Annotated in this window: 17 protein-coding genes and 1 pseudogene; 15 read left to right on the top strand and 3 right to left on the bottom strand. The window is 41.1% G+C overall.

Going from position 1 to position 23314, the window contains the following annotated elements; genetic code table 11:
• Positions 1 to 36: 36 nt before the first annotated feature.
• A complete protein-coding gene (locus Q0688_RS25510) occupies positions 37 to 672 on the bottom strand; it encodes an XrtA/PEP-CTERM system exopolysaccharide export protein (RefSeq protein ID WP_299084184.1) in 636 nt (211 codons plus the stop codon).
• Between the two features lie 157 nt (positions 673 to 829).
• Between Q0688_RS25510 and Q0688_RS25515 the strand changes: the two genes are divergently transcribed.
• The 14 genes from Q0688_RS25515 (at position 830) to Q0688_RS25580 (ending at position 20108) form a co-directional block, all read left to right on the top strand.
• On the top strand, positions 830 to 2242 hold the full coding sequence (locus Q0688_RS25515) for a TIGR03013 family XrtA/PEP-CTERM system glycosyltransferase (RefSeq protein ID WP_299084188.1): 1413 nt from the start codon (positions 830 to 832) through the stop codon (positions 2240 to 2242).
• A 3-nt stretch (positions 2243 to 2245) separates the two neighbouring features.
• Positions 2246 to 3085, top strand: a complete 840-nt coding sequence (locus Q0688_RS25520; protein WP_299084191.1) for an XrtA system polysaccharide deacetylase — start codon at positions 2246 to 2248, stop codon at positions 3083 to 3085.
• Positions 3082 to 4128 (top strand): FemAB family XrtA/PEP-CTERM system-associated protein, encoded by a 1047-nt coding sequence (locus Q0688_RS25525; protein WP_299084194.1) that lies wholly within the window; start codon positions 3082 to 3084, stop codon positions 4126 to 4128. The genes Q0688_RS25520 and Q0688_RS25525 overlap by 4 nt, the downstream gene beginning before the upstream one ends.
• Positions 4129 to 4134: 6 nt before the next feature.
• Entirely contained in the window at positions 4135 to 5331 is a 1197-nt protein-coding gene (locus tag Q0688_RS25530) for a TIGR03087 family PEP-CTERM/XrtA system glycosyltransferase (RefSeq protein ID WP_299084197.1), read from the top strand.
• A gap of 2 nt (positions 5332 to 5333) precedes the next feature.
• On the top strand, positions 5334 to 6773 hold the full coding sequence (xrtA, locus tag Q0688_RS25535; protein ID WP_299084200.1) for an exosortase A: 1440 nt from the start codon (positions 5334 to 5336) through the stop codon (positions 6771 to 6773).
• Complete coding sequence (locus Q0688_RS25540; protein WP_299084203.1) at positions 6760 to 7902, top strand: TIGR03088 family PEP-CTERM/XrtA system glycosyltransferase; 1143 nt, start codon at positions 6760 to 6762, stop codon at positions 7900 to 7902. Before xrtA ends, Q0688_RS25540 begins: the two co-directional genes overlap by 14 nt.
• Before the next feature lie 502 nt (positions 7903 to 8404).
• Positions 8405 to 10300, top strand: coding sequence for an XrtA/PEP-CTERM system amidotransferase (locus Q0688_RS25545; RefSeq protein WP_299084206.1), 1896 nt, complete (start codon positions 8405 to 8407; stop codon positions 10298 to 10300).
• A gap of 7 nt (positions 10301 to 10307) precedes the next feature.
• Positions 10308 to 11519 carry a TIGR04063 family PEP-CTERM/XrtA system glycosyltransferase gene (locus tag Q0688_RS25550; protein WP_299084209.1) on the top strand — a complete coding sequence of 404 codons (1212 nt, stop codon included), beginning with the start codon at positions 10308 to 10310 and terminating at the stop codon, positions 11517 to 11519.
• A gap of 402 nt (positions 11520 to 11921) precedes the next feature.
• Positions 11922 to 12209: a GIY-YIG nuclease family protein gene (locus Q0688_RS25555; RefSeq protein WP_299084212.1), complete on the top strand. Its 288-nt coding sequence runs from the start codon at positions 11922 to 11924 to the stop codon at positions 12207 to 12209.
• 884 nt (positions 12210 to 13093) lie between these two features.
• Entirely contained in the window at positions 13094 to 14191 is a 1098-nt protein-coding gene (locus tag Q0688_RS25560; protein WP_299084215.1) for a glycosyltransferase family 4 protein, read from the top strand.
• A 4-nt stretch (positions 14192 to 14195) separates the two neighbouring features.
• Entirely contained in the window at positions 14196 to 15563 is a 1368-nt protein-coding gene (locus tag Q0688_RS25565; RefSeq protein WP_299084218.1) for a phenylacetate--CoA ligase family protein, read from the top strand.
• 82 nt (positions 15564 to 15645) lie between these two features.
• Positions 15646 to 16944, top strand: a complete 1299-nt coding sequence (locus Q0688_RS25570) for a putative O-glycosylation ligase, exosortase A system-associated (RefSeq protein ID WP_299084220.1) — start codon at positions 15646 to 15648, stop codon at positions 16942 to 16944.
• Positions 16937 to 18412 carry a lipopolysaccharide biosynthesis protein gene (locus Q0688_RS25575; protein ID WP_299084223.1) on the top strand — a complete coding sequence of 492 codons (1476 nt, stop codon included), beginning with the start codon at positions 16937 to 16939 and terminating at the stop codon, positions 18410 to 18412. The genes Q0688_RS25570 and Q0688_RS25575 overlap by 8 nt, the downstream gene beginning before the upstream one ends.
• Before the next feature lie 31 nt (positions 18413 to 18443).
• On the top strand, positions 18444 to 20108 hold the full coding sequence (locus tag Q0688_RS25580) for an asparagine synthase-related protein (protein WP_299084226.1): 1665 nt from the start codon (positions 18444 to 18446) through the stop codon (positions 20106 to 20108).
• A gap of 12 nt (positions 20109 to 20120) precedes the next feature.
• On the opposite strand, the pseudogene Q0688_RS25585 reads toward Q0688_RS25580, so the two are convergent.
• Both Q0688_RS25585 and Q0688_RS25590 read right to left on the bottom strand, forming a co-directional pair.
• A pseudogene (locus Q0688_RS25585) lies at positions 20121 to 21080 on the bottom strand (acyltransferase family protein); the annotation flags it as partial.
• A 181-nt stretch (positions 21081 to 21261) separates the two neighbouring features.
• Complete coding sequence (locus Q0688_RS25590) at positions 21262 to 21918, bottom strand: hypothetical protein (RefSeq protein WP_299084229.1); 657 nt, start codon at positions 21916 to 21918, stop codon at positions 21262 to 21264.
• 75 nt (positions 21919 to 21993) lie between these two features.
• On the opposite strand from Q0688_RS25590, the gene Q0688_RS25595 reads away from it, so the two are divergent.
• A complete protein-coding gene (locus tag Q0688_RS25595) occupies positions 21994 to 23250 on the top strand; it encodes a glycosyltransferase (RefSeq protein WP_299084232.1) in 1257 nt (418 codons plus the stop codon).
• Positions 23251 to 23314 lie beyond the last annotated feature (64 nt).

Below are 23314 nucleotides of genomic sequence, written 5' to 3' on the forward strand. Positions count from 1 at the left end.
CAACTTAGATCTTAAAATTAACTAATAAAGCGGTGTTTAAAACCAAGCTTCTGGAATAATCAATATATCGCCAGGCAATATATCCACGTTGGCAGAGATATCACCTTCTTTAATTAATCTATCTATATGCACTGTGTATTCTTTTTGTATACCATCTACAACGCGGATTAATTTAGAGCCGTCGCCGTTAGCAAATTCGGTAATACCACCAACGGCTACCATCAAATCTAATAACGACATATCTTCTTTATAGCTGATCGCCTGAGGTAAGGTTGCTTCTCCTATTACTCTGACCTGTTCACTGTATGGGCCCGAATAGCGTCCAACACTTACGGTAACAATAGGATCCCGTATATATTTAGAAAGTTCTTTTTCGACGTCTCTAGCGAGCGCAGTAGGGGTTTTACCCGAAACCTGCAAATCTTCTACTAAAGAAGTTGTAATCATGCCATCGGGACGAACCGTGAAACTGCCGGATACTTCAGGATTACGCCATACAAAAATGTCGACATTATCTCCTGGTCCTATTAAATATTTATAATCGTCTATTGAGGTGGTCAGCGAAGGGCGAGTGGTTGCTTCTGGTAGAAGCGAAGAATTTGAACTACAGCCAGCCATCATAATAAGTCCGAAAGATAACAAACATAGTTGCGTCAATCTCTCTATTTTCATATACGTAATTCCCTAAACCAAATAGTTACAAATATAACAAACTTGTCATTTACCACAGCATCATATTCAATATAATGCTGCTCTGAAAAGTTAGTCTATCTCAAATAGTTAAATTAGCATATGATAATTTATAGTAAAAAAATAATAGGGGTTGTTAATGGCGTTGACCAATAATAAGCAAAGAAAAAGGTCAAATGTATTGGTTTTAGTGGAAGCATTTTTAATCGGTTATGTTGCCTATATCGCTAATGCTATAGTCGCCAACGCTACAGGCACTGCAAAAGCAGGCGACTTTACCATTATAGCCAGTGTCAGTATTTTAACCTTTTCGGTGCTTGTTTTTTCTCTTTCAGTTGGTTTGTATGAAGTTAAATTAAGAGAAACCTTTAGAGGCATCATAAGGCGGATATTTGTCAGCGTGGCCTTAAGTTACTTTGTAGTGGAGGTGCTTGCTAGCCTGTTTTTTTATGAAGCCAGACCGCACCCTTACTATCTTCCAGTAGCCGCTGGAATGATAGTGGTGTCTCTTGTGGCGTTTCGTTATTTTATCAGCAAACTGGGGATTTTAGGGCTAGGTGGTTCAAGAATTATCGTTATAGGTGCCGGTGAGCGAGCCTCGATCATAGAAAAACGTATGCGTCGTGATGTCGACAGATTAGGGTTTGAATTGCTCGGCTTTATACCCATTCCCGGCGATAACCGTGAAGAAGGGATCCACAACGAAAGACTACTGCACGTTAAAATTGATGAAAATTTCAGAAACTTCATTGCCGACAACGACGTAGATGAAGTGGTTATTGCGTGTGATCAAAGACGGGGAACCTTACCTGTAGAAATACTGTTTGAATGTCGTATCCGTGGCGTAGAAGTCACCGACTTACTCGATTTTATGGAAAGAGAAACCGGACAAATTGTGGTGCATTTGATGTATCCAAGTTGGGTGATATATTCCAATGGTTTTAGTTCTCAAAACTATTTACGTGAAGGCTTAGATTACGCCTTTAATTGTTTAATGGCCTCTATAATACTGTTGTTTACTTGGCCTTTTATGCTGTTGACCGCAATAGTCATCTACTTGGATGATGGGTTGAGAACCGGTACCTCTGTGCTTTATAAGCAAGAGCGAGTGGGGTTAAATGGCAGGCTATTTAATATCCTTAAGTTCAGAAGTATGCGTCCAGATGCAGAAAGTGACGGAGCAAAGTGGGCATCAAAAAATGATACTAGGGTGACACGAATTGGGCAATTTATTAGAAAATATCGAATTGATGAATTACCACAGTTACTTAATGTCTATCGGGGAGAAATGTCTTTCATTGGCCCACGTCCAGAGCGGCCTCAGTTTGTAGAACAGCTTATTCGTGATATTCCCTATTATAATCAACGGCATAATGTTAAACCTGGGATAGCTGGTTGGGCTCAACTTAACTACCCCTATGGCGCAAGCATTGAAGATTCCATGGAAAAACTTAAATTTGATCTTTACTATGTCAAACATCAAAGCTTTATGTTGGATATGTTGATCCTAATCCGTACAGTTGAAGTGATATTATTCGGTAAAGGGCGTTAAAAATTGAAAACGGATGTACTTAATGCAATGACAGTCGATGTGGAAGATTTTTTCCATGTTTCGGCTTTTGAATCGGTTATTTCTCCGTCCCAGTGGAAAGATTACCAACCTCGCGTAGATGCCAATACTCGCCGTTTACTCGATTTATTTGCCAAGAAGGACATCAAGTCGACCTTCTTTGTTTTAGGTTGGGTGGCTGAACGTTATCCTGAACTAATAACAGAGATCCATCGCCAAGGTCATGAAATAGCAAGCCATGGCTATGCCCACAGACGAGCTTCTCAGCAAAGTCGTGAAGAATTATTGCAAGACGTAAAACGCTCCAAAGATCATTTGGAAGATTTAATTGGTGAGCAAGTTTTGGGATACCGTGCCCCTAGCTTTTCTATTGGCTACAGCAACGAGTGGGCGTTTGAAGTGTTAGCCGAGCTGGGATTTAAATATAGTTCTAGTACCTATCCAGTCAAACATGATCTATATGGCACCCCAGACTGGCCAAGGTTTGCTTATAGTCGCCCTGAAAATATTGTTGAAATTCCCATTCCAACATTGCGATTAATGGGGAAACAAATACCCATAGGAGGGGGAGGTTATTTTCGTTTATATCCATATAAAATAACCGAAAAACTGATCCGTAAATATCTACAGAAAGAAAAACAACCCTATTCTTTTTATTTTCACCCTTGGGAAATTGATGCCCAGCAGCCGAAACTCAGCAATGCCCCGCTAAAATCACGGTTTCGTCACTATGTGAACTTGCATCGCACAGAAGCTAAATTAGAGCGTTTACTGAGCGATTTTAAATGGTCTACTATGCGTGATGTTTATGGGATCAGTAAGTGACAGATCTTTATAGCTACCGTGTTTTGGGTTCTAAAGATGAGGAACTATCTAAGTGGGACAAGTTTGTTGACCAATGCGAACGAGGTAGTTTTTTCCATCTATCGGGATGGAAAAAGGTCATTGAACAGGTTTTTAAGCATAAAAGTCACTTTATCTATGCAGAACAAGATGGCGTAATTGTTGGCGTTTTGCCTTTGGTTGAGCAAAAAAGTTTACTCTTTGGTCATACCTTAGTTTCTACACCGTTTTGCGTTTATGGTGGTGTGGCCTCTGATTCTGATGAGGTTATGTTATTTCTTGAAAACAAAGCCATTGAGTTAGCTAAGCAATTAGCGGTAGATTACTTAGAGTTACGTTATTCGTTTGCACGTAATAATTCGGCTTTCACTGAAAAGTGTGCCCATTCGGCTTTTGGTTGCGCGATAGCAGCTGACGATGAAACCATACTTGCGGGCGTTAAAAAGAAGCAACGGGCTAATATACGACGCTCCTTAGAAAACAATCTAACTTATAGAGTTGATGATGATACAACTACGGCCTATCAAGTTTATTCAGAAAGCGTTCGAAATTTAGGCACGCCAGTATTTTCAGCTCGTTTCTTTGGAGCACTGCAACATATATTCGCAGATAAATGTGATGTGCTTACGGTTGAACATCAAGGCCGAGCGGTATCTTCTGTATTAAGCTTTTACTACAAAGGGCAGGTACTACCCTACTATGGAGGAGGGCTAGACCAAGCGCGAGCGTTAAAAAGTAATGACTTTATGTATTATCAATTGATGTGCTCGGCTAAGGGTTCCAAGCAGTCTAATTATTTCGATTTTGGTCGCAGTAAAGATGATTCGGGCGCATACAAATATAAAAGAACCTGGGGGATGGAGCCTAAACCACTGCATTATATGTTCTATTTGGTGTCGGCCACCGAGTTACCTAATTTGTCTCCTAACAACCCTAAATATCAATTGTTAATTCGTATGTGGAAAAAACTGCCCGTTTCAGTTAGCCGCCTAATTGGTCCATTTTTGTCGAAATACTTGGGGTAACATCAGTTGAAAAAGGAAGCTCTACTATTTTTATGTCATCGTATTCCGTTTCCGCCAAACAAAGGCGACAAAATACGCTCATTTAATATGCTCAAAGCCTTAAGTAAATCATTTGATATCTACTTGGGATGTTTTGTTGATGATCCTTTTGACTGGCAATATGCCGACAAGCTAGATAAATTCTGCAAACAAAAGTTGTTGATTAAACAACATAAAACACTTGCAAAAATTAAGGGGTTAAAAGCCTTTTTCAGTGGCGAAGCCATCTCTGTACCCTATTACTACAGCAGTGAAATGGCGAAGTGGAGTAACCACATATTAGCCAGCGAGAACATCAAGCAAGTGTTTGTTTACTCTTCACCAATGGCTCAGTATGTTGAAGGTGACAACTATGCCAACTTTAATCGGGTGATAGACTTTGTTGATGTGGACTCTGATAAGTGGCACCAATACGCTCAAGGAAAAACAGGCGTAGCCCGATGGGTATACCAAAGGGAGCATCGTAAACTGCAAGGTTTTGAAAACCGCATTGCCGAACAATTTCAGCATTCTCTTTTTGTTTCTCCTCAAGAAGCCAATTTATTCAAGCAACAAATCCCCCAGTCGCTAGCAGTAAAAGTAAGCGGCATGTTAAATGGAGTCGATACCGCCTTTTTTGATCCGAAAAATTCGGAGATTCAAGCCCTAGAAGAAAAGGTAGATGTGGTCTTTACGGGTGCAATGGACTACTGGGCGAATGTAGATGCCGTTATCTGGTTTAGCCAAAAAGTGTGGCCACTGATACGTGCTAAATATCCTGATGCTTGTTTTTATGTAGTGGGAGGTAACCCTAGTGCGCAGATCCTTGACTTGCATGGTAAGCATGGAGTCAATGTGACAGGTCGAGTTGTGGATGTTAGGCCTTATATACTGCAGGCTAAAGTGGCCATTGCTCCGTTGCAGATAGCACGGGGATTACAAAATAAAGTACTTGAAGCCATGTCTATGGCCAAGCCAATAGTGGCAACAAGTATGGCAATAGAAGGGATAGAAGGGCGAAATGAAGATGTGCATATCTGCGATGATCCAGTTGCCTTTGCAGGTCAGGTATGTCACTACTTAGTTGAATTTAAGACAGTACAATGCAGTCGAGATTGGATCCTTGAAAACTTGCAATGGAATGAAACCTTGGCCAAATTGCCAATGATGTTTGAGGAGAAGTAAAAATGTTGAAAATGAATATATTCAAATGGTTACTGTGTATTTTTGCGGTATGGGCAGCACTATTTTATTCCAGCATCGCTTCAACGGTTGCGATTTGGGAACGCTCCGAAACCTTTACTCATTGTTTTATTATCTTTCCTATTTGTATTTATTTAATTCAGCAAAATTGGCAAAGACTGAATAGTCAGTCTATTAAGGCAAATTACTGGGCATTGTTACCCATATTATTAACTATGGCCTTATGGCTATTGGGCGACCTCGCACAGTTATTGGTGATTGAACAAGGCGCGACTTTTTTATTATTACCGCTGTTTATTTGGCTTGTGCTCGGTAATCAAGTAGCAAAAGTATTGTTGTTTCCGATGTTTTTTTGGATGTTTAGCGTACCCGCAGGAGAATTTTTAATTCCGGCGCTACAAGATCTCACTGCCGACATCACCGTTTATGCTTTGCAACTCACCAATATCCCCGTTTACCGCGAAGGTTTATACATTGCGGTTCCCAATGGTTTATTCGAGGTAGCAGTAGCCTGCTCAGGTATTCGTTATTTGATGGCCTCTTTTACACTGGGAACCTTATTTGCGTATTTGACCTACACTAGCCGCAAGAAGCAGATTATTTTTGTATTATTTTCTCTGTTCTTGCCATTGCTAGCGAACGGTATCCGCGCTTACGGCATCGTTATGATTGCTCATCTATCTGATATGAAATATGCCACAGGTGTCGATCATTTAATCTACGGCTGGATTTGGTTTGCTGTGGTGATCTTAGTGATGTTTAGTATTGGTAATATTTGGCGTGACAAAATGCCTAAAGACAAAGCTAGCGAAACGCCTGCTTCCTACGACAAATTGCACACTACCCTTATCGCTTTTGTTTTAATCGGTATGAGTTCAGCTGGTATGTATGGCTATCGCGCTAATGCTATAGATACACCTTTACCGGCACCCTTAGCACTAGACTCGATCATTCAAGCAACGGGCCCCAATAGCGACACTAGTTGGCTCCCTGTTTTTCAAAATCCAAGCAATGAATTCACCGGAAATATTGACGGTATAGATTTTTATTTGGCCTATTACGAGTCCAATCAGCAAGGTCAGGAGCTAATTAACAGCGTTCATCAAGATTACAATGAAGATGTCTGGTCAAAAGTACGCTTCAACAGAGGTAGCACATTTGATCATTTTGAAATTATCAATAACCGCGGTCAATCTAGACTTCTGGCGTACACTTATGTCACCCCATGGGGCATTCAACCATCGTCACTCAAAGTCAAACTAACGCAAGCGGGGCAAGCTTTGTTGGGGCAAGCACAACAAGGCTATTATATTGCGATATCCATCCCTGTTGACACTAACCATAAACAACAACAGCAGTTTCAAAACATGGCGCAACGCCTGCTTAATGAAGATTTAGCCAAGGTATTTCATGACCCAAGCTAAATTGCACATAGCCCATGTGCTGTTTCGCTTTGATACGGGCGGGCTAGAAAATGGTGTGGTAAACCTTATCAATCGACTTGGCGAAAAAGGTTACCAGCACAGTATTATTACGCTCAAAGGCCATTGCCCTGAATTTGCAGCCCGTATTACCACGGCTAATGTTCAATTCTTCGATTTAGCCAAACAAGATGGCAACGACTGGCGCATGTTCCTGCGCCTAAATAAATTACTAAAAACCTTAAAGCCCAATATCCTGCATACCCGTAATTTAACCTCCCTCGAATGCCAGTTTATTGGATGGTGGCGCGGCATAAAAGGCCGAGTCCATGGCGAGCATGGCTGGGATGTGAATGACTTAGGTGGCTGCAACCCCAAATTTCAAAAACTAAGACGACTTTTTCGGCCTTTTATCCACCATTATATTGCCTTGTCGACCGAAGCCAGAGACTACCTGCAGCAAAAGATTAAAGTCGCTCAACACAAGATCACCCATATTTGTAATGGCGTGGATACGGATAAGTTCTCAGCACAGCAGAGCCTACCTGATGGCCTTCCTGAGCATTTTAAACAACAAGATAACCTAATTTTTGGCACAGTGGGTCGCCTGGCCGATGTAAAAAATCAACCTTTTTTGCTTGAAGCTTTTATCCAGCTACAACAAGCACACCCCGACCAAGCACAACGCCTGAAACTCCTGATTGTTGGTGAAGGGGTTTTAAGGCAAAAACTCGAGAGCAGAATTGCGCAAGCCAATATCCAGCAGCATGTATTCCTTGCTGGCAATCAACAAAATGTAGCCCAGTGGATGGATGCGATGGATGTGTTTGTGCTGCCGTCATTAGCCGAAGGCATTTCCAATACCATATTAGAAGCCATGGCCAGTGGCTTGCCGGTCATTGCCACAAAAGTCGGTGGTAACCCAGATTTGATTATGCCCGAATTGGCTAAAAGCCACCTAGTGCCCACCGACAATGTACAAAAATTGACTAACGCCATGGCGCAATACGCACTAGATAATGACAAACTGGCAGAAAATAGTGTAAAAGTGCAAAAGCACTGCCAAAAAAACTTTAGCATCGACACTATGGTGGCCAGTTACCACCAACTGTATCAACAGCTAGGAAGATAAAGGCACTAGATCCCCGATAAAAGCATTTGGGAACGACAAGAATATATACCGTCATGCCGGTAGTCTTTTTAGCCGGCATCCAGTGCCTTTACAGTTGAAGGTGACAAAGACACTGGATCCCCGATAAAAGCACTTGGGGATGACAAGAATAGATACCGTCATGCCGGCAGTCTTTTTAGCCGGCATCCAGCGACTTTGGAGTTGATGGTGACAAAGGCACTAGATCCCCGATAAAAGCATTCGGGGATGACAAAAATAGTTACAGTCATGCCGGCAGTCTTTATAGCCGGCATCCAGCGACTTTTAAGTTGATGGTGACAAAGAGGCTGGATCCCCGATCAAAAGATTTCGGGGATGACAATAAGGGGCGCTAGGTTCCCGATAAAAACATTCGGGAACGACAGAATATTAAAAATTACCGTCGCCCTTGCGAACGACAAGTATTACCGTCATCCTCGCGCATGCGGGAATAACAAGACTAAATCATTAAGGATCAAAATCGATGTGTGGAATTGCTGGAATTTTTCATTTAACGGATAACGCGCAGTTAGATCCTGCCATTATTGCCAACATGAATGACAAACAGCTTCACCGTGGCCCCGATGCCGGTGATTACTTTTTCGATCCAGGTGTAGCCCTAGCTCACCGCCGTTTGTCGATCATCGATTTAGAAGGCAGCCCACAGCCCATGCTCAGTGCCGACGAACAGGCTTGCGTGGTATTCAACGGTGAAATTTACAATTTTAAAGAATTGCATCAAGAACTGAGCGACAAAGGCTACAAATTTAATACCCATGGCGATACTGAAACCATCCTCAATGCTTGGCTAGAATGGGGTGAAGATTGTGTGCATAAACTGCGAGGCATGTTTGCCTTTGCTATCTGGGATCGTAAACAAGAATGTCTGTTTATTGCCCGTGATCGAATGGGTATAAAACCGTTTTTCTATTCGTTATTGCCTAATGGTGAGTTTCTATTTGGCTCCGAGCTTAAAGTGCTAAAACAGCATCCTATGTTCGATAAAACCCTACGCAACACCACCATTGAAGATTATTTTACTTTTGGCTATATCCCCGAGCCCCATACGGTTTACCAACATAGTTTTAAACTGGCTCCCGGCCATTGTATGTTATTGAAAAAAGGCGATAAAACCTTACCCGAACCACGGGAATACTGGGATATTCCTACTCAATACGATCAAGAATTAACAGCAGAAGAAGTCCAAGCCGAACTAATAGAAAGACTTAAAGAAGCGGTAGATATCCGCATGGTTGCAGATGTGCCATTAGGGGCATTTTTATCTGGTGGGGTCGATTCCAGCGGTATTGTGGCCTTAATGTCGCAATTGCAATCCGAGCCGGTTAATACCTGCGCCATTGGCTTTGATGTTAAACAATTTGATGAAACCGAATATGCCAAACAGGTGGCCAATCGCTACAAAACCAACCATAGAGAAGAAATAGTCGGCCAAGACGATTTTGAGTTAATCGACCAGCTTGCCAGCCTATATGACGAGCCCTATGCCGACAGTTCGGCTATGCCAACATTCCGCGTGTGTGAACTGGCCCGAAAACACGTTACCGTGGCGCTATCCGGTGATGGCGGCGACGAACTCTTTGCCGGATATCGCCGTTATAAAATGCACGCCACTGAAGACAAAGTGCGCAACATGTTGCCCTATAGCATACGCAAACCGATTTTCGGCCCATTAGGGCGGCTTTATCCTAAGCTCGATTGGGCGCCTAAATTTCTGCGGGCTAAAACCACCTTTCAATCCATGGCGATGGACACAGTGCAAGGCTATTACAACTCTATTTCTCTGCTCCGTGAAGATGAACGTCGCAAGCTATTTTCCGATGAATACAATGCCAGTTTAGAGGGCTACAGCTCGCTAGAGGTATTTAGAAAGTACGGCGATAAGGTTAAACACCTCGACCCCATGAAAATTGCCCAATATATCGATATGAAAACCTATTTGGTGGGCGATATTCTAACTAAAGTGGACAGGGCCTCCATGGCCCATTCGCTAGAAGTGCGGGTGCCACTATTAGATCACAAATTTGTCGAATGGGCTTTTAAAACACCGTCCTCGCACAACTTATACGACGGCATTGGTAAATATTCCTTCAAACATTCCCTCGAATCACATTTACCCCACGATGTGCTCTATCGTAAAAAGATGGGCTTTTCCGTCCCCCTAGCCAACTGGTTTAAAGGCCCATTGAAACAACGCTTATACGATAATTTATTGTCGGAGCAGATGACCTCATCGGGTTACTTCAACCAAAAACAACTAAAAAAGCTTATCGATGACCATGTATCAGGGATGCGCGATAACAGTGCGCCACTGTGGACCTTGATGATGTTCGAATCTTTTATGCGCCAGCAATTAGCTTGAGGCTCAGATGAAGATACTGCACGTACTCGACCATTCTATTCCACTGCATAGCGGCTATACCTTTCGTACCCGCTCTATTCTCAAGCAACAACACCAGTTGGGCTGGGAAACTTGCCATGTTACCAGCCCTAAACAGGGCCATTTTGACAGCCCAATTGAAGAAATCGACGGTCTCACTTTTTATCGCACGCCTGTGCCTACGGGTTTATTAACCAAAATGCCCGGCGTCAATCAAATGGCCTTGGTCAACCCGCTACGCGACCGCATCTTAGACGCCATCGAAATTGAAAAACCGGATGTTATTCATGCTCATTCACCAGCATTAAATGGATTAGCCGCCCTTAAAGCCGCCAAAATCACCGGCTTGCCTGTGGTATACGAAATCCGCGCCTTTTGGGAAGATGCAGCTGTAGATCACGGCACCTGCAAAGAAGGTGATATACGCTACCGCCTGACCCGTAAAATGGAAAACTTCGTGGTCAAACGGGCCAATGCCGTTACCACTATCTGCGAAGGACTACGTTCAGATTTAGTGTGTCGCGGCGTGCCAGCCAGTAAAATCACCGTTATCCCTAATGCGGTTAATATTGAACAATTTAACCTTATCCAACAAAAAGATGCCGAACTTGCCGAAAAACTCGCTTTACAAGATAAAGTAGTCGTCGGTTTCCTAGGCTCATTTTATGGCTACGAAGGGCTAGAGCAAACCGTAGCCGCCATGCCGAAAATTATTAAAGCCATACCTAACGCTGTATTTTTATTGGTCGGCGGCGGCCCACAACAGCAAAACCTTAAACAACAAATTGCCCAGCTCGGCTTGCAAGATAAAGTCATCATGCCCGGCCGCGTCCCTCATGCCGAAGTATCGGGCTATTACAGCCTAGTGGATTTACTCATCTACCCACGCAAGCCCATGCGCCTCACCGAATTGGTTACCCCATTGAAACCTTTAGAAGCCATGGCACAAGGTAAGTTAGTGCTCGCTTCAGATGTAGGCGGTCATAAAGAGCTTATCCAAGATAACAAAAACGGCTGGCTATTTGAAAGCGGCAACGTACAAGCCTTAGCCGACAAAGCCATTGAAATATTAGCCAACCCCCAAGACTGGCCCACTGTGATAGAAAATGGTCGTCACTATGTGGAGCAAGAAAGAAATTGGCAAAATTCAGTCGCGAACTATAAGCATGTTTACCCTAGGTTGATTGGAGATAAGGCGTAAACATTCTAGTCGTCATGCCGGTGGTATTTTCTTTTAGCTCACGACTAGTGAATAGAGACACTGGGTTCCCGATAAAAACATTCGGGAACGACGGAAAGGAAGACCTCGGGGATGACAGAAGGGAAGCACTCGGTAAAGACAATATTAAGTCGTCCTCGCGCATGCGTGGATGGCAATAATAAGTATTGTCATACCGGCAGTCTTTTAAGCCGGTATCCAGTGCCTTTGATGTTGAAGGTGAAAAGGAACTATGTTCCCGATAAAAACATTCGGAAACGACAGGATAAAGACAATGGATCCCCGATAAAAAGATTTCGGGGATGACTGGTTACGTCGTCCTCGCGTATGCGGGGACCCAGTGCCTTTAGTGTCAAAGTAGAACAAAAACACAGGTAACTTTTTATGAGATCACCTGCAGTTTACATTCTGGCGAGCAAAAGGAACGGTACCTTGTATATTGGGGTAACCAATGATCTAATTAAAAGGGTGTGGGAACACAAAAATGATGCAGTTGAAGGGTTCAGCAGAAAATATAAGGTTCATTTATTAGTTCATTTCGAGCAATTTGAAGATATATATCAAGCCATTAGCCGCGAAAAACAGCTTAAAAAATGGAACCGAGATTGGAAAGTAGCATTAATAGAAAAGCAAAACCCATACTGGCATGATTTGTACGATGAGATTATTTGATTGGTAAAGACACTAGGTTCCCAATAAAAGCACTCGGGAACGACAGCTATTGCGTCGTCCTCGCGAATACGGGGACCCAGCGCCTTTGATGTTGAGGGTGAAAGAGGCACTAGGTTCCCGATAAAAGCATTCGGGAACGACAGTTATTGCGTCGTCCTCGCGAATGCGGGGATGGCAAGAATAAGTACTGTCATACCGGCAGTCTTTTAAGCCGGTATCCAGTGCCTTTGATGTTGAGGGTGAAAAGGCACTAGGTTCCCGATAAAAGCATTCGGGAACGACAGCTATTGCGTCGTCCTCGCGCATGCGGGGATGGCAAGAATAAGTATTGTCATACCGGCAGTCTTTTAAGCCGGTATCCAGTGCCTTTGATGTTGAAGGTGAAAAGGAACTAGGTTCCCGATAAAAACATTCGGGAACGACAGTTATTGCGTCGTCCTCGCGAATGCGGGGGCCCAGCGCCTTTGATGTTGAAGGTGAAAAAGGCGCTAGGTTCCCGATAGAAGCATTCGGGAACGACGGAAGGGAAACATTCGGGAATGACGGAAGTGAAACATTTCTGGAGTGACGGGCTAAAGACACTGGTTCCCCGATCAAAAGATCTCGGGGATGACATTGGGTGGCACCTCGGGGATGACATTGGGTGGCACCTCGGGGATGAAGGTGGATGGCACCTCGGAAATGACGGTAATGGAACATATTGAGAATGATAATAATCTCGTCGTCCTCGCGCATGCGGGGACCCAGCGACTGTGCTGAAGGTAAATAAAGGCGCTAGGTTCCCGATAACAACATTCGGGAACGACAGGATTATGTCGTCCTCACGCATTCAAGAACGACAAAAGTGCAGAACACCTTAAATTGATGGATAAGAAGGAACATAAGTGAGTAATTTTCTTAATAATTTAAATGTGGCGTTAGTGGGGCCTATTCCGCCTCCTGCTGGGGGGATGGCTAATCAGACCCGAAAGCTACGTCAGTTTTTACAACAAGAAAATTGCACTTGTCAGATGGTTGCTACCAATGCGCCTTATCGTCCTGCTTGGGCTGAAAAACTTCCCGGGGTTCGTGCCATTTTTCGGCTGTTTCCTTACTTGTTTGCCCTGCATCGTGCCTGTAAAAGTGCCGATATCATGCACATTATGGCCAATTCTGGTTGGTCTTGGCATTTGTTTGCGGCACCGGCCATTTTGATTGCCCGTTGGAATAAAGTACCTGTTATGGTTAATTATCGCGGTGGCTATGCCGAGGCGTTTTTCCAGCAATCTTGGTTTTGGGTCAATAAAACCTTGAGCAAGGCCCAAGGCGTGATTGTTCCCTCCCCATTCTTACAAGATGTATTCGCTAAGTGGCAGGTTGACGCTGGGGTGGTGCCTAATGTTTTAGACACGCAATTATTTTGTTTTCAGCCCAAAAGCAAAATATCCGACACACCGCATATTATGGTGGCGCGCAATTTAGAAGAAATCTACGATGTGCCCACCGCCATCCATGCCTTTGCAATTATTTTGCAGCAGTTCCCCGATGCGCAATTATCAATAGCCGGCAGTGGCCCCGAGTTAGATAAATTGCAACAATTAACACAGCAATTAGGCCTAACCGAAAAAGTGACCTTTACCGGCCGTTTAACGGTTGAGGAAATGGCCAAGTTATATCATTCGGCCGATTTGAGCATTAATCCTAGCGTGGTGGATAACACCCCTAATTCGGTGATCGAATCTTTAGCTTGCGGCACGCCAGTAGTGACCACCAATGTGGGCGGCATTCCTAAATTAGTCAGCGACCAGCACGATGCCTTGCTAATCGACCCCGCTCAGCCGCAAATAATGGCAGATGCCGCGATTAAAATATTGTCAGACAATGACTTACGCCAACGCTTGATAGATAATGGACAACAAACCACCGAAAAATTTCATTGGCAAAATGTTAAACAACTATTAAGCCAGTATTATCAAGCCGCGATAAATGGGGATGGTAAATAATTACATGTTGAACCGAATCTATACCCAGTTTGTTGCCGGCCTGTTGTTTCCACTACATGAAATATTAAAGAAACACCAAACACGGGCAATCAAAATCGGATTGGAGAAATCCCAATGGCTAAGTCGCGAGCAAATATTGGCCGAGCAAGCCAAACAACTCCAACGCTTTATTCAGCAGACTTATAGCAATGTCCCATACTACCAAAGTCTCCTCGACCAGCACGGCATTGACCCCAAACAGATTAACAGCACACAAGATTTAGCCACTATTCCTTTGCTAGGCAAAGCAGAAATTAAACAACATTTTGAGCAACTTAAATCTAAAAATGCCGGACCTGTTAGTCAATTCAATACCGGTGGCTCTAGCGGTACACCGCTAATTTTCTTGCTTGGCAACGAAAGAGTCAGCCACGATGTCGCCGAAAAATGGCGCGCTACCCGCTGGTGGGATGTGGATATTGGCGACAAAGAAATCGTCGCTTGGGGCTCACCTATCGAGCTTAACTCCCAAGATAAAATCAAACTGATACGCGACAAATTATTCCGCTCGCTTTTGATCCCCGCCTTTGATTTGAATGATGAAAAAATTGCTGGCTTTATCGCGCAAATTCGCCAATTCAAACCGGCCATGTTATTTGGCTACCCCTCGGTTTACGAACTGATCGCCAAATACGCCAAGCAACATCAAATACAAATGGATGATCTGGGCATCAAAGTTGTATTTGTCACCTCCGAACGACTGTATCCCCATCAACGGGAGATAATCGAACAAACCTTTGGCTGCCAAGTGGCCAATGGCTATGGTGGCCGTGATGCCGGCTTTATTGCCCACCAATGCCCCGCAGGCGGCATGCATATTTCGGCCGAAGACATAGTAGTAGAAATCATCGATCCTAAGGGAAACCCGTTACCTATAGGCCAGTCTGGCGAGATTGTAGTCACTCACTTAGCCACCAGCGATTTTCCCTTTATTCGTTATCGCACCGGCGATATTGGCACGTTATCTGACAAAACCTGCGCCTGCGGCCGTGGTTTACCATTGCTTGAAGAAATTCAGGGGCGCACCACCGACTTTATTGTGGCTGCCGATGGCACCATGATGCACGGCTTGGCACTTATTTATGTGCTGCGGGAAATCAATCAGGTGGGTGAATTTAAAATCGTGCAACAAAGCTTGCAGCAAACCGATGTGCAAGTAGTACCTAATAGCCAATTTGATGATAATGTAAAACAACAAATTATCGAGGGCTTTAAGGCCAGACTAGGCCAAGACGTTACCATCAATGTTGAAATCGTAGAGCAAATAAAAGCCGAAAAATCCGGTAAGTTTCGCTATGTAATTAGTCATGTTACAACAGGTAAAAAATCATGATAGACAGTCTTTATTTGGGGGCAGACATTATCGCGTTCTGTTATTTAATGTATTGGTCAAGTAAACAGGATGAAAGTTAACCATGAGGGACATTGCTTTAGTAATGCTACTTTTTGTAGCCATATACTACTCTTTTAAACGCCCATATTTAGGTGTTTGTGCTTGGGTTTGGATTGCATTAACCGCGCCGGCAAATTGGGCTTATGGGTTTTCTCAAGATTTTCGCTTAAATCTAACCATTGTTATTGTTACTTTCTTTTCTTACTTATTCGTCACTAAAAACAAGCATTTCAATATAAGTGGTTTAGGGGGCTGGATACTATTTTTTGGATTCTGGACTTTTTTATCATCTGTACTCCATGTTCGAAGTATTCCTGATGATGTCTGGTTTCGCTTCACTGAATTTATGAAAGTACTAATGTTATTTATGTTTGCAGTGCTTATATTACGCACACGGTTACATATAGAAACGTTTATTTGGGCAATTGTTCTTTCTATCTCAAGCTATGCTGGTATGGAAGCTGTAAAATTTATTCTGTCAGGTGGTGGCCATAGAATTGTGGGAGTAGCTGGGCAAATAGCTGATAGAAACGATTTAGCTGTGGCCATTAATATGTGTATTCCTCTTATTGTTTATCTAATGCAAACCTGTAAAGACAAGCGACTAAAAGTTGGTTTGTGGGCACTATTGGCCCTTAACATTATTTCTATTGTAGGAACGTTTTCTCGCGGAGGATTTATTGGGCTGGCTATATTGTCTTTCGCTTTTTGGTGGAAGTCTAAACATAAATTTGCTCTGGCGATTTTGGCTGCTGTTATGTTACCCCTTATGTATGCTGTTGCTCCTGCAGACTGGAAAGAACGGCAAAATACTGTTTCAACCGCAGCAACCGAAGACGGTTCTTTTATTGGGCGTTTATGGGCGTGGAAAATATCGACACTTATTGCAATTGATAATCCAGTAACAGGTGGTGGCTTTAAGGCAGTAACCGACCCCCTCCTTTGGCACAGATATCGTGCTAAAACTCCTGATTTTACCTTCTTAGAAACACCAACGATTCCACCCACACTCCTACCTAAGGCCGCCCACAATATATATATGCAAGTTTTGGGAGATCATGGGTTTGTTGGCCTTGGAATATTTTTGGTTATTCTACTTAAAACCCTAAGGATGAATAATAGAAACAGAAAACTAGCGATTGCGAACAATTCGAAATGGTGCGATCAACTCTGCTTGGCCATAACACTCTCATTAGTTGGCTTTTGTATCACTGGAGCGAATGTAAGTCGTGCCTATTTTGATTTGCTTTACGCCATTATCGCAATTGTTGTGGTGATAAATAGCAACAACCTTTCATCCAATTTGAAGTCGCATGAGTAGTAACAACGTTGTTAAGCAAATTGCCATCGGTAGTATTTGGTCAATGCTTATGCGAATGTCAATTCGATTCCTGGGTATTATCAGCGTCATCATTCTTGCGCGAGTTTTACTGCCTGAGGATTACGGTATCGTTGCCAAAGCAGTTATTTTGTCTGGATTTTTAGATTTAGTGACACAATTTGGATTTGCCGCGGCATTAATTCAAAATCAACAAGCAACCAAAGAGGATTATGATACGGTCTGGACACTGAGCATCATTCGAGCCATTTTACTTGCAGTCATTATGTGTGTTTTATCTATTCCGTTGGCCGAATATTTTAAGGAGCCTGCCGTACAGCACTTGATATACGTATACGCAATTTCAACTTTAATTCAAGGTTTTAACAATGTAGGTATTGTTGATTTTTTAAAAGATATGAACTTCCAACTCGACTTTAAGTTTAATCTAATAAAAAAGTTAGTATCTTTTACTACAACCATTGCAATCGCAATTACATGGGAAACTTATTGGGCTTTTCCTATAGGTATACTTTTTAGCAATGTTATTGCATTGTTCGCAAGTTACATATTGTCAAGATACAGGCCTACTTTAACATTTGCTTCAGTAAAACATATCTTTCATTTTTCAAAGTGGATGTTTGCCTATGAATTAATGGGGGCATTTTCAACAAAAATGGATGCATTTCTTTTAGGTAGATTTACGTCTTCAGAATCGCTTGGGCTTTATACCATGGGTTATGAAATATCTGGAATGCCGTCAACTGAAATATCTATGCCAGTCGCTCGAGCTGCACTACCTGGCTTATCTAAACTCAACAACTCTCGTTCTAAGCTAGTAAAAACGTATGTTGATATCCTAGCATCAACTTTATTACTTGCTATACCCGCGGCAGCTGGTTTAAGTGTGTTAGCTGAGGATATAGTTAAGCTAGCACTAGGAGAAAATTGGTTGAGTGTGATACCTCTAGTTCAAGTATTAGCATTTTTTGGGATTACAAGAGTTTTCGTGTCTTGTGCAGTTTCTGCGTTAATCGCTTTCAAACGGGTCGACATCCTCAGTAAATATTCTTTGTTTATGTTGATTATTAAACTTGCAATTTTACCTTTAGCTGTAGTTAGTTATGGTTTAGTCGGTGCAACATATGGCGTGTTTGTCTGTGGAATAATAGGCATGCTGTCTATTTTAATAATACAGCATTATATTGGGCTTTTGAACATTTGGCTACTAATGCAACAAACATGGCGCATAATTACATCGGCGATAATCATGTATGGATTATTATTCTACGCAGTGCCACTGGTACACAGTTTGAGCTTTCCGTTGCTAATAAATCTCATTGTGGAAATCACAATAGGCATGACCTCTTTCAGTATTATATTATTAATATTAACAATTTTAGTGCGCTCTGAAACAGGTCCAGAGAAAAAGCTCTATTTAATCATCAAGAATAAAATGAGAACAATTTAATATACTTTTATATGAATATCAGAAGGTAACAATGTCTATATTTGCCGGTGTTATATGTTTAAACAACCCAACCTTAAAACGCATTATTACGGACGAGGTAAGAACGAACTTTAAAGATGAATGTGGAACTAAAGACATATTCCAGCACAGTGAAGATTCGATATTTTTTACATCTTACGCTTTATTTGAAAGTAATATTCGTAGCTCAAAAAAATCAACTGATATTATTAATGGGAATCCTCTATTCGAAAACGATTTCGCAGATAAATCTTGTTTAGAACAACGGCTCTTTGAGACATTACGAAGCGCTAGGGGCGTTTTTTCAGGTTTAATCTATGATAAATCAAATGATAAAACCTCAATTTTTACTGATAAAATGGGTATCAGGCCCGTCTATTATTATCATGGTAATGGAGTGTTTATATTTTCTTCTCTCCTTTCTGTTATTCAAAAAATATCAGTAATTGACAAATCACTAGATAGTCTAGGCATAATCGAAATGCTTGCGTTTGGGTATTGCCTTTCAAATCGCACTCAATTTGAAAACATTAAACGTTTAGATGGTGCAGAAATCCTCCATTTTGAGAAAGATGAAATAAGCTCCCAATACTATTGGGATTGGAAGAATATCCCTATTAATGAAAAAGTCACTGTTCAAGATATTAATGACCTTTATGATTGTTTCGATGACGCCATACAGTTGCGTTTAGATAATAGTGAAGAAGCTATTAGCTTCTTAAGTGGAGGGTTAGACTCAAGGGTTATTGCATCTAAAGTAAAGCAGTATGTTAAAAAGCTGCATACATTTAATTTTTCTACAAGTCGCTCTCAAGACAATGAATATGCTCGATTATTTGCTGAAAGCGCCAAGCTTAACCATAATGAAAAGACCTTTGAAACCCTTGCTTTCCCTAATTGGACGCAGCTAATTGCTGATTGCGTACAAGAGCCTAATTATGGGATTAGTAATAATGTTGATAAAAGTAACATTTGGTCTGGAGACGGGGGAAGTGTTGCAGTAGGCCATGTATATATTACACAAGATATATTAAATGCTTTAAAAAATGATGATTTCACATTAGCTGCAAAGATATTTCAAACACACACACAAACATTTGTACCTGAAAAATTTTTAACCAATAATTTTAATAAGACTGCAAACCTAAAGTTAACAGAAAGTATAATAAGAGAGATGGCTCCAAACCAAAACGATAGTGGAAAAGCAATATATTATTTTCTAATGAATAATGATCAAAAACGGCATTTACATATACATTTTGAAACCATGGGGCAACATAAAACAGAATTGCATTTGCCGTTTTTTGACAGTGTCTTTTTAGAAAAAATTCATAAAATTCACAGTCGAGACATGTTAAATCACAAGCTATATATGCAGTGGTTTCAAAACTTTCATCCATCATCTCGAACCACGCCTTGGCAAACATACCCAGGGCATGAGCCATGTCCAATTAAGGTGGAAAACAACTTAACGTATCAGTGGACTAAAGCCAAAAATAAAAAGTGGCACCTAACCGAAATTCTAGAGATATTTCAGTTATTGAGAAACAAAAAGGTGTTTAACTTTTTTGATAAGAAAAAAGTTTATGCTGCATTTATACTTCACACGCTAAAGTTAAAAAATTATTCTTATTTATTCGGAAAAATTGCATTTTTAGGCAAAGTACTTAAAGAATAAGCTCGTTAAGAGTTACTTGTGGACCCTACCTATACTAAGTATTTCGACTATTTTTTCCAAGCCCGCATTGAATTCTCGTTTGTAAACATACCTATTTTTTTCAATGAAGTGACTAACAATTAATACTAAGCCAGGCGTTACAACCCATATAGAAAGAATGTTCTGAATTGGGCTAGAAGAAAAAGGAAAAATAATATAAAAAAAGTACATAAAAGGCATATGCAACAAATATAATGAAAATGTATGAGACGAAATTTTTTGAACAAACCGACCAAAAATTTCACCAAAAACTTCTAATCTTAATAAAATGTTGTACGCTCCATAAATATTCATGGAAATGAAAAGTGTTAATATGTAGTCGACTAAGAATTTTTCTGAAGGTTGCAACAATAAATTAAATAGGGTGTCTCCAAAAAAGTTAAAAGAAAAAGCGTTGATATACTTTTGAAATAAAGAATTTGAAAAAATAATGATGCCTAATATAGACAAGAAATATATTGCTATTGCTGCATAAAGTGGTGTTCTAAATCGTTGTGAAACTTTGTAACATAGAGCACCTGCAAGCCAAATGGGTAAGTATAGCAAGATGCTAGGACCCATTATAACTATCACACAAGTAAGCAATACTATTCTTATACTATTATTTGAGTAAATTAAAATACCAAAAAACACATAATATAGAACTTCATACCCTAGCGACCAATACGGTAAATTTAAAAAAACAGGTGTAGCAACCCAACTTTGATTGACAAAAAAAATAGAAGTAAACAACATTCTAATTGGACTTGCTAACTCTACAGATAATGAACTATAAGCCTGCTCATCTATTTCCATTCCAAGATAATAGAGAAAAACTGTTATTAGCAAAGCAGGTACTACAACTGAGTAAATTCTAGAAAGTCGATTGATTGTGTAAGCTTTCGCAGATTCACCTTTTTCATAAACAACATATGTAATTACAAACCCGGATAAAACAAAAAAATAACAACGGCTTCATGACCCAACCCTCCCAATTGCCATAACCAACCACCAGAAAATCCAGGGGCATGTGACAAAAATACAACAGAGGCAGCGAGGAAACGAATCAAGTCTAGATATATTGAAAATTGTTTGTTCATTTAGTCATTACGCTGAAAATGAAACATATACTAACTCATTTACCTTTAAGTTTTTTCTGAAGCCCATTTAAGGGATAACCTAACTTCTTAGCTTTTTTTGCCATTACTTTGGCTTTGTCAATTCTGTTTGTGTCCAAATAAAATAAGCCTAAATTATAAATAATCTCAGGGTTTTCGGGCTGAAATTTGAAAGCAAATAAATATTCTCGTTCCGCTTCATTTATTCTGTTTAGTTTTGCTAAATGCATGGCATAAAGCATATGAGTCACACCATCATTGCTATTCATATGTAATGCACGCTTAAAGTAACATTCAGCGGTATATTCTTGTGGTTTAAATAGTTCGCCTGCTTTCAATTTACCCCTTAAACGCATTTCATATTTTGATATAGCATAAAGAGCACGATGATAATTAGGAATGGCACGTAAAGTGTAACCAATATCACCAGCTATAGATGCGCTATTCCCTTTAATTAATCGCTCAACTGAAGGGGTGAAGTGTGCTCCTAAAACAATAGGAAGTTTATCCTTATGGTTAGGATTAGTGTAATCCCATGGTCCATAAGAAGCAGTAAGTGGACGTCCTTTTACAATATCACAGGTGTTATTATTCCTGTCTATACGAGCTAGGGCATTCGTGGATAAAAAAACAAATAAACAAAAAAGAATGGCGGGTAATTTTGAGAGACTCATAAAGATACTTCCTGTTTAACTCAAATGGATACATAATGGATACACTTTGATAACTTAACTTTATTATCGGCATAAATGAAGCAAAATAATAAGCCAAATGCATTATATGTGGCCTTTCACTATCCTCCAATCTTAGGCAGTAGTGGTGTTCATCGCACCCTGGCCTTTACCCGTCATTTATCAGAGAAAGGCTGGAAGGTAACGGTTCTTACGGCTTCGCTTAAATCTTACGTCAAATGGGCAGAAGATCAGTTTTCATTTATTCCAAAAGATGTAAAAGTGATCCGAGCATTTGGTCGCGACACTTCTCGGCATTTTTCATGGCGAAACAAATATCTATCTTGGATGGCGTTACCCGACAATTGGCAAAGTTGGATTTTTGGTGGTTTTTTTGCCGGGCTGTGGTCTATTTTACGTCAACGTCCTGATGTGATTGTCTCTACTTATCCTATCGCCTCAGCGCATTGTATTGGCTATTTACTACATAGGATTACGGGTGTTCCTTGGGTAGCCGACTTACGAGATCCTATGGCGCAAGATGATTACCCCACTGAGCCTCGCAAAAAGAAGTGTTTTGTCTGGATAGAAAATAAAATTGTTAAACATTGCGCTAAAGCGATAGTGACAACGCCCGGCGCTAAGATTTTTTATCAACAGAAGTTCCCCGATATTGCAGATGAATTTTGGCAAGTGCTCCCTAATGGTTTTGACGAAACTATATTTTCTCAAATTGCTGAAAGCGAAACTATCGATAAAGCCGCGGGGCCTTATATTTTAATGCATAGCGGCGTTATTTATCCTTCAGAGCGTGACCCCACGCAGTTGTTTCAGGCTGTTAGCGAACTTAAACAGGAAGGCATCATAAACAGTAAAAAAATAAAGATTAGGTTAAGGGCTACAGGCCACGACTCTTTGTTTATCCAACAGATTAATTTTTTGGATATTGGTGACATTTTTGAGCTACAGCCGCCTATTCCATATAAACAAGCTTTGTCTGAAATGTTTGAAGTGGATGCTTTACTGTTACTTCAAGCAGCAAACTGTAACTATCAAATCCCTGCTAAAGCCTATGAATACTTACGAGTTCAAAAGCCAGTTTTAGCGTTAACCCCTAAAGTAGGTGACACTGGGCAGTTGCTTGACAAAGCAGGGGTTGCCAATATTGCGGATCTCGATGATAAGCAGCAAATAAAAACTGCGTTAACGGACTTTATCTACAAGCTTGAAGAAGGTAATTTTGAGTTTGACAACCTCGATAAGTTGCAACGTTTTTCAAGGCAACAACAAGCCATTACATTTGAAAAAATATTACAGCAAACCATGTCTGTATAAGGAAGTTTTTAGCCCATTTACAGCGGTTAAACCATTGCACTACGGGACTATTTTGTTAACAATA

It is taken from the genome of uncultured Paraglaciecola sp., from assembly GCF_937123705.1.
GTDB lineage: Bacteria > Pseudomonadota > Gammaproteobacteria > Enterobacterales > Alteromonadaceae > Paraglaciecola.